Origin of the sequence: Rhodococcus sp. AG1013 (assembly GCF_003350365.1) — a bacterium.
GTDB lineage: Bacteria > Actinomycetota > Actinomycetes > Mycobacteriales > Mycobacteriaceae > Prescottella.
Window position 1 is genome coordinate 74,672 of sequence record NZ_QQAT01000026.1, and the last position, 10,521, is coordinate 85,192.

The window sequence follows — 10,521 nt, forward strand, 5'->3', positions numbered from 1 at the left end:
GACGGCACGCCCCGAACCCGAACCGTGCCGTGAGCTCCCGTTCATCGCTCGAGGTGGGTCGGGAGGTGGGGCGGACAGGTGTCGGGTCAGTCGGGGTCCTGGATCCGGGCCCAGGGCCGGGCGGCCTCGAGTTCGAAGGCGAGTTCGAGGAGGGTGCGCTCGTCGCCGTGGTTCGCGGAGAAGTGCGAGGCCAGGGGCAGACCGTTCGACGTCCGGTGCAGTGGGAGGGAGATGGCCGGTCCGCCGGAGGCGTTGTTGAGCGGGGTGAACGAGGCGTAGGTCACCAGGCGCTCGAACAGTGTGTCGAAATCTTGTGCGGGGGAGAGGTACCCGAGCTTGGGTGTGGTGTGTCCGAGGACCGGGGAGAGCACGACGTCGTACTTCTGGAACGCTCGGGAGTAGGTGCGGGCCGTGCGCCGCAACCGGTACAGCATGCGGGGTGTCTCGACCATGTGCTTGCGGTACATCGCATCCAGTCCGCGGCTGAGATTGTCGGTCTTCTTCGGATCGAACGTCGGTCCGAACATCCGCTTCCCGCCGGCGAGGATCGCGAAGGACAGGAAGCCCCAGTACAGCTTGAAGTCGCGCATGAAGTCCTCGCCGACCGGCAGCGACGCCTCCTCGACATGGTGGCCGAGTTCGTCGAGCAGATCGGCGGTGGATGCCACGGACTTGCGCGTCTCGTCGTCGGTGGGCACCGCGGTCACCGAGTCGGCGATCACGCCGACCCGCAGCCGCGTTGCGGCCGGACCCTCCACCAGGCGAATCGGCGGCAACTTCGGGTTCCGGTAGTACTGCTCGGCCGCGGCGTAGAAGCGGGCGGTGTCGCGCACCGAGCGGCTGATGGCGCCCTGCGTGACGATCCGGATCGGCATGGTCTTGTCGGTCGCATCGGCGATGGTGCGGCCGCGGGTCGGCTTCAGACCGACGAGCCCGCATGCCGCAGCGGGAATTCGGATGGAGCCGCCCCCGTCGTTCGCGTGCGCGAAGGGCAGAGCGCCGGACGCCACGAGCGCCGCCGAACCGCCGGACGACGCACCGGACGAGTATTCGGGGTTCCACGGGTTCCGGACCGGATCGGCGTCCGCGTACTCGGTGGAGGCGCTGAACCCGAACTCGGGCAGCCGGCTCTTGCCGATGGAGACGGAGCCCGTCGACAGGAACTGGTCCACGAAGTCGCTGTTGCGGTCGGCGGGGGCGGGGGTGAACGCGGCACTGCCCTGCCCGGTGGGCAGCCCCACGACGTCGACGTTGTCCTTGACGATCGTCGGTACACCGGCGAAGACGCCGCGGCGCGGGGTATCGGACAGCTTCAGGGCTCGCTCGAAGTCGCGGGCCTGGATACCGTTCAGCCTGCCCTGGACCTTCTCGGCGCGGTCGATGGCCGCCTGCACGACCTCCCGTGACGACACCTCACCGGCCGCGATGCGGGCGGCGACGCCGGTCGCGTCCAGGTCGCCGAGGGCGTCGTCACCGAATGTGTGGATCCGCGGATCATCGGTCATGTCCGGAGTCTAGGTCGCCGCGGGCTCGGTCCGGGAGGGTTCCAGCGGACGGATCAGCTCGCGTCGGGTCGGTCCGCGATGGCCTCGCGGATCGCCCGCAGTTCGGTGCGCAGTGAGTCGAGTTCGGCCCGGATGTCCTCGGCCCCGCCGGTCGGGGTCTCCGCTTCGGGGGCGGGGGCGGCGACGATCTTCTTGGTGCGTGCTCGTTTCGGTGCCGGCGGGAGGGGAGCGCCGTCGGTCTCTGTCGGCGCCGGGACGAACCCGTTGAGGAAGACGGTGGTGAGGGTCGTCGTCAGGGACTCGATGTCCCGGCTCAGGGTCTTGCGATGCCAGCGCACGGACATGAATACGCATTCGCGCATCATCCGCTGGAACTCGAAAACGTCTATTCCGGAATTGAATTCGCCGCCGCGGACGCCGTCCTCGACGATCCCGAACCAGGCATCGTGGGAAGCCTCGACCGCCGCGGCGATCTCGGTATAGCGGGGGAGCGTGCCGAGGTTCGCGAACTCGTTCTGGTAGATCTCGGTCGCGTACGGATGGGCGTCGGCCGTCTCGAGGGACACGCGCACGATCCTCGCGAGACGCTCGCGCGCGGTCTCCGGCAACTCGACGACGGAGTTGTAGCGCTCCACCAGGTCGGTCAGGAAGCTCACCAGGATCTCGGAGACGATTGCGTCCTTCGAGTTGAAATAGTGATAGAGCGTTCCCGAATTGAGTCCGACTGCCTCGCCGATCTCCCGAATCGTTGTCGCTGTGATGCCACGATCGGAGAACAGTCGTGCCGATTCAGCCAGGATCACCTCGCGTCGGCCCACTGACGCCACGGTTCACTCCTCTTGTTCAGGTATTGATTCGATCGTGTACTACCCGAGGCTAGCAGCGGGTTATCGGCCGCTTTACTGACGAAGCGCTTGTTCGATGGCACCGAATCGGCGGGGCAGGAACAGGACGTATGCCCACACGAAGCCGACGCCCGCCATCAGTGTGCGGCTCACCTCCGCGACGCTCGAGCTGACCACCTGGTTGTCCGGGGCTGCCGAGACCGGGATGATCTCGGAGACGAGGATCGGGACCACCAGCACGGTGACGAGCCGCGGCGTCCAACGCTGCTGTGGCTCGGTCGATGGGACTCCGGTGCCCGTCGAGAGTCCGTCGTCGAGGGTTCCCGTCACCGGGGCAGGCCCTTCGCGCCGGCCGGGGGCGGCGTGTACCGATGACCCCACACCGCGCCCTCGGTGATCCGGTAGGTCGGCGTCGGAGCCTCGATCCGCTCACCGCCCCAACCGATCTCGGTGGCATGCCCCTCGGGGGAATAGATGTAGAACGAGAGCATCCGGTCGTTGGTGTGCTTACCGAGCGACTGCATCATGGGGATGCCGAGGTCGTGCGCCCGGTCGAGCGCCTTGCCGACGTCGTCGATCTCCGCGGTCTCCACCATGAAGTGCAGCAGCCCCGGACCCTCGGCCGGATTGAGCCCGAGAGTGTGCTGACGCGGGTTGCAGCCCAGGAAGTAGCTGGTGCCGCCCGGCAGCTCGAGCGAGTTGCGTTCGGCGAATCCCATTACCCCCGTGTAGAAGTCGTAGGCGACCTCGGTGTCGGTCACATTGAGGATCACGTGGCCCATGCCCTGGTCGCCGGTCACGAACCCGGACACCGAGGGCAGGTCGACGGGCCGATGGCTCAGGACGGGTCCGTAGAACAGTTCCACCCGGTTGCCCGACGGATCGTCGAACGCGACGAACCCGGTGACCTGGCGCAGCGCACACTCCGCGGCGGTGCCGGCGTGCGTCGGGATACCGGCGGCCTCGATCCGCTCGACCAGGTGGCGCAGGTCCGTTCGGTCGAGCACCTCGAACCCGACGGCCGCCAATCCCGGTGTCGCGGACTCGGTCACCACGAGGCGCAGGTATCCCAGCGAGAGAACAGGCATTGCATCTCCTCGAATCAGTAGAGCGTTCCGGGGTCGCCGGTGAGCAGGTAGGTGCCGTATTCGTGGTTGACCTTGTCCGGCAGGTTGATTGCGTGATGCTGTCCGGCGTGGACGTCGCGTCACACCGACTGCAGCGCGCTGGACGTCGCGATCGAGCGGGGCCCGCCCACCTGGTACGCCTTGTCCGCGGCGGAGACCGCCAGGCCGACCGCGGCGATGTGATCGCGCTTCGAACGCTGCCGCATCTCCATCGGGACGACGTCGGAATCCGCCACGGCCGCAAAGGCGTCGGCCAGGTTCGACTGGAGGATCCGGTAGGCGGTGTCGATCTCGAAGTCCGCCTCGGTGAACCGGGCGAGGGTTGCCGGATGGGGAAGTGTGGTGGCGTCTGCGGCCGAGCGGGACTTGTGAATTCCGACCGCCTCGTCGAGCACGCGGCGGGACATCCCGACCAGCGGCACCACGACGGCGTTGACGAACAGGGTGTACCACGGCACCCGCAACAGCGCGCTCGGGTTGACCTCGCGGCCCGGGCAGCGGCCCGCGTACAGGTCCTCGACGTCGAGGACGCGGTGTTCGGGGACGAACACGCCGTCCACGACGATGTCGTTGCTGCCGGTGCCCGCCAGTCCGGACGTGAACCACACGTCGTCGATCCGGTAGTCGGCGCGGCCTCGAACCCGCCCCGGCGTTTGGGCTGGATCAGGCGCATGATGCCCGCATCGCGCAGGATCTTCGCGCTGTCGGCTGCGAGCCTGCGCTCCTCGACGCACTCGGATTCCAGTGCGCTCAGGCGGTCCCCGGCGGCGAGGACGCTATCGATCGCATCGTGCTGGAAAAGCATGTGTGAAAGCTCCTTTCGCCGGCTGGGATGCCGGGTCAGCGGGTGAGGAAGTCGGTCACGAGGGATTCGAAGTCGTGCTTGCGCTCGACCTGCGCCCAGTGCCCGCACTCGCCCAGGACGTGCAGGTCCGCCTTGGGCATGCGGCGCAGTGCGAACAGGGCGCCGTCGAGTGGCAGCATCCGGTCGTCGCGGCCCCACGTGACCAGGGTCTTGTGCGGGATCTCGTCGGTGCGCGTCCACAGCGGTGCCTTACCGGGCAGTGCGAGCGACGCCATCACCGCGCGCATGCGCTCGATCGCGCGGGGTGCGGTGGCGTTGGCCCAGCGCTCGTCGAGCAGTTGCGGCGTGACGGTGGCCGGGTCGTAGACCATCGAATCCACCCACGCCTCGAGGGCCTCGCGGGTGGGATCGACGAGGAAGGCGTTGAGCCGACGCGCGCCCTCACTGAGCATCGGTCCCAGCAGCGGCGCGTACAGGCCACCCGGGCCCATCAGGGCCAGGCGCTCGACGCGTTCCGGGGCGAGCGCCGCGGTCTCGAGCGCGACCCAGCCGCCCATGGAGTTGCCCAGCAGGTGCGCCTTCTCGATCCCGAGGTCGTCGAGCAGCGTCACGATCGACTGCGCGGCGATCTCGGGGTACGGGCGGTCGTACTCCATGTCGGGACTCGCGCCGAAGCCCGGCATGTCGACGACGACGGTACGGAAGTTGCGGGCGAACACCGGGAGGTTCTTCGAGAAGTTGGACCAGCCGGATACGCCCGGGCCGGAACCGTGCAGCAGCACCAGCGGATGGCCGTCGCCGGCCTCGTTGAAGTGCAGTTTGTCCGTGGCGGACGGTCCTCGGGTGGTGTCGACGTAGTCAGGGGTGCTCATGGCGGTCCTATCTCCTGGGCGGGCACGGGCCGGTACCTCCGTGCTCAGAAACATTGAGCTGGAACGAAACTCGCGTGATCTCGTTGAGGCGTGGGAACCGAGCCTACGGTCGAACCGGAAACCAATCATGCGATTGAGTGATATCGGTCTCCGTGTTTCCGGTGCGTGGGATATTCGCATGATCGAACAATTATGTTTGGGATACCGAACTCGAGCTAGGCTCGTGTCGTCACGCACCGAAGAGAGGCATGAGGACATGAACGGCACCGGCGGCTATGCACTTCCCGACCTGGCCTACGACTACGGCGCCCTGGAACCGGCGATCTCCGGCGAGATAATGGAGTTGCACCACGGCGCACATCACGCTGCGTACGTGAGGGGAGCGAACAGCACCATGGAACAACTCCACGAGGCCCGGGCGCGCGGCGACTACTCGGCGCTCGCCGGCCTCGAACGTGCCCTCGCCTTCAACCTCTCCGGTCACGCGCTGCACTCGATCTTCTGGCGCAACCTGTCGCCGCAAGGCGGCGACCGTCCCGACGGCGAACTGGCGGCCGCGATCGACGAATTCTTCGGCAGCTTCGACAGTTTCCGCGCCGAGATGACGGCGGTGACCGGCACGGTGCAGGGATCGGGGTGGGGCGTGCTGGCCTGGGAACCGGTCGGCGGTCGCCTCGTGGTGCACCAGTTGCACGATCACCACGCGAACTTCGCGGTCACCAGCACGCCGTTGCTCGTGTTCGACGCGTGGGAGCATGCCTTCTACCTGCAGTACCGCAACGTCAAGGCGGACTACATCGAACGGCTGTGGTCGATCGTCGACTGGTCCGATGTCGGCCGACGGTTCGACGCGGCCCGGGCCGGTCGGCTCGTCGGTCTGACGGAGGCGAGCGGCGGTGAGTGAACGGCGGGTCGACCGAGTGCACGCGATCAACTGGAACCGGCTGCCCGATCCCAAGGACGCCGAGGTGTGGGACCGCCTCACCGGCAACTTCTGGCTGCCGGAGAAGATCCCACTGTCCAACGATCTGGCGTCGTGGGAAACGCTCACCGACGTCGAGCGGGAGATGACGATCCGGGTGTTCACCGGACTGACGCTGCTCGACACGGCGCAGGCCACCGTCGGCGCCGTCGCGATGATCGCCGACGCCGTCACCCCGCACGAGGAGGCGGTGCTGACGAACATGGCGTTCATGGAGTCGGTGCACGCCAAGAGCTACAGCTCGATCTTCTCGACGCTGTGCTCCACCCGGCAGATCGATGCCGCCTTCGACTGGTCGGAACGGAACCCGCACCTGCAGCGCAAGGCGCAGATCATCGTCGACTACTACCGCGGGGACGACGCGCTGAAGCGCAAGGCGGCATCGGTGATGCTCGAATCGTTCCTGTTCTACAGCGGTTTCTACCTGCCGATGTACTGGGCGAGCCACGGCAAGCTCACCAACACCGCCGACCTCATCCGCCTGATCATCCGCGACGAGGCGGTGCACGGGTACTACATCGGGTACAAGTGCCGGCAGGCGCTCGAACACCTCGACGTCGGCGCCCGCGACGAGCACCGCGCCTACACGTACGAGCTGCTGCAGACCCTCTACGACAACGAGGTCGAGTACGCCGCCGACCTGTACGACGAGGTGGGCTGGACGTCGGACGTGTTGTCCTACATGCGGTTCAACGCGAACAAGGCGCTCGCGAACCTCGGCTACGAGGCGCTGTTCCCGGCATCGGACTGCGAGGTCAACCCCGCGATCCTGTCGTCGCTGGACCCCGGGGCCGGAGAAAACCACGACTTCTTCTCCGGCTCCGGCAGCGCCTACGTCATCGGGAAGCAGAAGCCGACCGAAGACGCCGACTGGGACTTCTGAGCGTGCTCTACGCGGCGCGCCGCAGCTCCGCGCGCAGGTGGTGCGTCATCGGCGTCGTGTCGAAGGCCATCCACATGTCGTAGCTGAGCACGTCGCCGTCGACGGCGAAGCGGCGCCGGATCTCGTGGACCGGCTTGGCGTCGGGCGACGCGCTCAGCGCGTGCGGTGCGAAGTCGAGGATGCCGTCGGACAGTGTGGCGCGGTGGATTTCGACGAAACCGGTCGGCTGGGTGACGAGCAGTTCGGCGACGCCGTCCGTGAGTCGCAGGTAGCCGGTCTCGGTGTGCATCGGCATGCCACCGCCGGGCTTGCGGGTGCGGGAGCGGTAGAACAGGAACGGCTTTCCGCTGGGGGAGAGCTCGATCTCCTCGTCGTACGCGAAGTCGTCGATGGTCGGGTAGTGGCCGGCACCCCCGCCCACCCACCGTCCGGCGAAGGCGGCGAGATCACCGAGAGGGGCGAGCAGGTCGGGCTGCGTCTGGTCCATGCCGTCAGTCTAGGAACCGCGGGGTGCGTCGACCTGCTCGGCGGGTGCCGGGGTGCGGGGCCCACGGACAGCGCGTCGGGCAATGGCCGCGACGGCGGAGGCGGCGACGATGGTGCCCGCCACGATCGGACCGGCGGGGCTGTCCGGGAACAGGCCCTCGAGCAGCAGCCAGGCGCCGAACGCGAAGAACAGCACCGCGGCGCCGATCTTGACGACCGCCTCGGGCAGATGCTTGCCGAGCAGCGCGCCGACGACGATCGCGAGGGCGTCGGCGGCCACCATGCCGACCGTCGATCCGATCCACACGCCAACCCAGTCGTTGTCCGCCGCGAGCGTGACGGTGGCGAGCATGGTCTTGTCGCCTAGTTCGGCGAGGAAGAACGCCGACGCGACCGCCAGGAAGGCCGATCCGGTGACCTTGCGGGCCTTCTGCTCCTCCTCGTCGGAGAGCTTGTCGCCACGCAGTGTCCACAGGCCGAAGATCAGGAAGGCGACGCCGCCGAGGATCGACATGGCGGTGGTCGGAATCGCGGCACCGAGGAAGTGGCCGACGCCGACGGAGACCAGGTGCACGACGGTGGTCGCCACCGTGATGCCGGCGATAACCACCCACCAGCGGTAACGCAGCGCGAACGTCATCGCCATGAGCTGGGACTTGTCGCCCAGTTCGGCGACGAAGATGACGCCGAAACTCAGCAGTGTCGCGGCCAGCATGTATTACCCCTCCTCCGGATTTCTCGCTTCTCGGAGGATGTCGGGGAAACCTTCCTCCGGCCCCGAACGCCACGTATGCGTTCACGGCCGAAGGTCTCGCCCACCGGAGAAGATCCGGTCCGCTGGGCCGGGCGGGCACTGCAATGTGCCGGCCAGTATGTCGACCCAGCGATTGGGGGCTACTCCCCTTCGCTGAGGCAACGATAACTCCGGATCAGCGAAAGCGCAAAGGCGACAATAAGTTTGGAATCCCGAACTTTCTTCTTCCGTAACGGTTCAGGCGGCGAGCAGCATCGCCAGAACTGCGGTGTCGGGATCGCTGATCGGATCGATACCCACACGCGAAATCATCGATGTGACAGTGCCGTCCGCCTCCGCCTCCACCCACGCCGCGCGGTGTTCGAGCCCGAGATGTGGCAGGCCGGGGAGCAGCACGCACCCGGATGCCACCCCGGCGCACTCGGGAAGCGACGGGACGGTCTCCGCAGGCGGGTGCAGGACCAGCAGTGCCGGGGGCAGATGATCGACGAAGCGCCCCGGCGCGACCGCGGACTCGCCGAGCACGGGTCCTTCGGAGACGATCAGACCGACCGTTCCGGGTGCGGGATCGTCGGGGAGTTCCTCCCGCGCCCCGAAGACGGTCGACGTGGGCAGCAGGCCGGGCAGGGATGCGATCCGCACGGCAAGGGCCAGCAGCTGCGCCCACTCGCGGGTCGTGTCGGGCCAGCGTCCCGAGATCACGAAGCCACGGAGGTCGCCGGAGGCGTGGAACGGTGCGACCCCGACATATTCGTGCTCGTTCATCGCGACCCCGATTCTCCCGTGCGGCACCTGGCGACGGGAGCAGCCGGGCGGGCCCCTGTGGTCGGAGCCCGCCCGGCGCGCACGTCGTTCACACCTCGTTGGGTACTACGAGCATGCGCTCCTGTATCGCTGGCACACAAGGGGTCCCGAGTGCCAGCCGGGAGTCAGAAACCCGCACCCGGAACCTGCACCCGCAGGCGCCGGATCGCGCCACCGCCGATGCGGATCGCGTCCTCCGGGACCCACGTGTCGGCCGTGCACACGAACAGGTCGCGGCCGTCCTCGCCGCCCAGCGCGACGGCGTACGGGTGCGGCACCGCGATGCGTTCGGCCACCTCGCCGGCGGCGGTCACGCGGATCACCTCCTGGTTGAACGGTGAGGCCACCCAGACCGAGCCCTCGGCGTCGAGCGCGATGCCGTCGGGCAGGACCGCCGCGTCGTCGAACTCGACGAGCGTGCGCCGGTTCACGAGGCTGCCGTCGGCCTCGATCGTGAACGCGGTCAGCCGTCCCGGGGACGCACGGGTCTCGGCGACGATCAGCGTCGCACCGTCCGGGGTGATCACCATGCCGTTGGCGAACAGCATCTCGGTCGCGACGACGTGCGCGGTACCGTCCGGTTCGACCATCGCCAGGTCAGCGGGGAACGGCGGTGCCGGGGGCGCGCTGTCGTCACCGTAGTTGCCGACGTAGGCGCGCCCGGACGCGTCGACCGCCATGTCGTTGAGGTGCCACGGCGCGATGCCGTGGAGATCGGCGTGGACGGTGAGCGTGCCGTCGTCCTCGAGGCGGTACACCTTCCGTTCCTGCACGGACGCGACGAGCAGGCGGCCGTCGGGCAGGAAGCCCAGCCCGCCGGCCTGGCCGGGGACCTCGACGACCCGCTCGACCTCACCGGTCGCCGGATCGAGGCGCAGGACGACACCGCGGTAGATGTCGGAGAACCACAGGCGGCCCTCCCGCCAGCGCGGGCACTCGGGGAAGGCAAGGCCCGTGGTGATGGTCTCGATTGTGATGTCCGTCATAGCAGCCACGATACCCATCGCGGTGAATCTCCCATTCACCCAACCGGATTGAGTGGACTCGGTGGCGGCCCGGGTGGTCTCACTCCGGAGTCGGGTCAGGGCTCGCAGCGCTGCAGCTACGCGACGTACGCGATGAACGGCGTTGCGACACAAACATGTCTGATTCTCGAGGATCTAGACGACGACTATGCCAACTCGCGTTTCGCGCACTTGTCGCGATTCTCCGGGCGCGGCAACGGCGATAAGTGCGCAAAGCGCGGTGGACGTGAGCGCGGAGCGCGACAAGTGCAAAGCGTGGGAGTGGGGGCAGCGCAGCGGCGCCGCGCCCGACGAATCGGGGGCGGCGCCGCTGAGATGTCTGGAGTGCTTTGCGCGCAGATCAGGCGGGGACGATGAGTCCGGCGGTCTGGGTGCGGGCGGCGGCGAAGCGGGTGGCGACGTCGTTCCAGTTGACGATGTTCCAGAAGGCGTT

At 67.8% G+C, this 10,521-nt stretch carries 12 protein-coding genes; 2 read left to right on the forward strand and 10 right to left on the reverse strand.

The window, feature by feature from the left end:
- Positions 1-86 precede the first annotated feature (86 nt).
- From DEU38_RS24780 to DEU38_RS24805, 6 genes are all read right to left on the reverse strand, one after another.
- Positions 87-1,505 carry an amidase gene (locus DEU38_RS24780; RefSeq protein WP_114724038.1) on the reverse strand — a complete coding sequence of 473 codons (1,419 nt, stop codon included), beginning with the start codon at positions 1,503-1,505 and terminating at the stop codon, positions 87-89.
- 53 nt (positions 1,506-1,558) lie between these two features.
- Positions 1,559-2,332 (reverse strand): TetR/AcrR family transcriptional regulator, encoded by a 774-nt coding sequence (locus tag DEU38_RS24785; protein ID WP_114724039.1) that lies wholly within the window; start codon positions 2,330-2,332, stop codon positions 1,559-1,561.
- 72 nt (positions 2,333-2,404) lie between these two features.
- Complete coding sequence (locus DEU38_RS24790; RefSeq protein ID WP_114724040.1) at positions 2,405-2,680, reverse strand: hypothetical protein; 276 nt, start codon at positions 2,678-2,680, stop codon at positions 2,405-2,407.
- Positions 2,677-3,438, reverse strand: coding sequence for a VOC family protein (locus DEU38_RS24795; protein ID WP_114724041.1), 762 nt, complete (start codon positions 3,436-3,438; stop codon positions 2,677-2,679). Before DEU38_RS24795 ends, DEU38_RS24790 begins: the two co-directional genes overlap by 4 nt.
- Before the next feature lie 119 nt (positions 3,439-3,557).
- The gene (locus DEU38_RS29515) at positions 3,558-4,085 is read right to left on the reverse strand and encodes a hypothetical protein (RefSeq protein ID WP_258558146.1); all 528 of its coding nucleotides are present in this window, start codon (positions 4,083-4,085) and stop codon (positions 3,558-3,560) included.
- Positions 4,086-4,317: 232 nt separating this feature from the next.
- Positions 4,318-5,154, reverse strand: a complete 837-nt coding sequence (locus DEU38_RS24805) for an alpha/beta fold hydrolase (RefSeq protein ID WP_114724042.1) — start codon at positions 5,152-5,154, stop codon at positions 4,318-4,320.
- Positions 5,155-5,410: 256 nt separating this feature from the next.
- Here DEU38_RS24805 and DEU38_RS24810 point away from each other — a divergent pair, with 256 nt between their 5' ends.
- Both DEU38_RS24810 and nrdF read left to right on the forward strand, forming a co-directional pair.
- On the forward strand, positions 5,411-6,058 hold the full coding sequence (locus DEU38_RS24810; RefSeq protein WP_114724043.1) for a superoxide dismutase: 648 nt from the start codon (positions 5,411-5,413) through the stop codon (positions 6,056-6,058).
- Positions 6,051-7,019 carry a class 1b ribonucleoside-diphosphate reductase subunit beta gene (nrdF, locus tag DEU38_RS24815; protein ID WP_114724044.1) on the forward strand — a complete coding sequence of 323 codons (969 nt, stop codon included), beginning with the start codon at positions 6,051-6,053 and terminating at the stop codon, positions 7,017-7,019. Before DEU38_RS24810 ends, nrdF begins: the two co-directional genes overlap by 8 nt.
- Positions 7,020-7,026: 7 nt before the next feature.
- Here nrdF and DEU38_RS24820 read toward each other — a convergent pair whose 3' ends face one another.
- From DEU38_RS24820 to DEU38_RS24835, 4 genes are all read right to left on the reverse strand, one after another.
- The gene (locus DEU38_RS24820; RefSeq protein WP_114724045.1) at positions 7,027-7,506 is read right to left on the reverse strand and encodes an FABP family protein; all 480 of its coding nucleotides are present in this window, start codon (positions 7,504-7,506) and stop codon (positions 7,027-7,029) included.
- A 9-nt stretch (positions 7,507-7,515) separates the two neighbouring features.
- Entirely contained in the window at positions 7,516-8,220 is a 705-nt protein-coding gene (locus DEU38_RS24825; protein WP_114724046.1) for a TMEM165/GDT1 family protein, read from the reverse strand.
- A gap of 276 nt (positions 8,221-8,496) precedes the next feature.
- A complete protein-coding gene (locus DEU38_RS24830) occupies positions 8,497-9,024 on the reverse strand; it encodes a peptidase (RefSeq protein ID WP_114724056.1) in 528 nt (175 codons plus the stop codon).
- Between the two features lie 164 nt (positions 9,025-9,188).
- A complete protein-coding gene (locus tag DEU38_RS24835; protein WP_258558147.1) occupies positions 9,189-10,202 on the reverse strand; it encodes an SMP-30/gluconolactonase/LRE family protein in 1,014 nt (337 codons plus the stop codon).
- Positions 10,203-10,521: the final 319 nt, after the last annotated feature.

Bases quoted from the DNA above. Each gene is read 5' to 3' on its own strand.
- DEU38_RS24780 (WP_114724038.1), bottom strand. From the start codon at position 1,505: ATGACCGATGATCCGCGGATCCACACATTCGGTGACGACGCCCTCGGC.
- DEU38_RS24795 (WP_114724041.1), bottom strand. From the start codon at position 3,438: ATGCCTGTTCTCTCGCTGGGATACCTGCGCCTCGTGGTGACCGAGTCC.
- DEU38_RS24805 (WP_114724042.1), bottom strand. From the start codon at position 5,154: ATGAGCACCCCTGACTACGTCGACACCACCCGAGGACCGTCCGCCACG.
- DEU38_RS24810 (WP_114724043.1), top strand. From the start codon at position 5,411: ATGAACGGCACCGGCGGCTATGCACTTCCCGACCTGGCCTACGACTAC.
- DEU38_RS24820 (WP_114724045.1), bottom strand. From the start codon at position 7,506: ATGGACCAGACGCAGCCCGACCTGCTCGCCCCTCTCGGTGATCTCGCC.
- DEU38_RS24825 (WP_114724046.1), bottom strand. From the start codon at position 8,220: ATGCTGGCCGCGACACTGCTGAGTTTCGGCGTCATCTTCGTCGCCGAA.
- DEU38_RS24830 (WP_114724056.1), bottom strand. From the start codon at position 9,024: ATGAACGAGCACGAATATGTCGGGGTCGCACCGTTCCACGCCTCCGGC.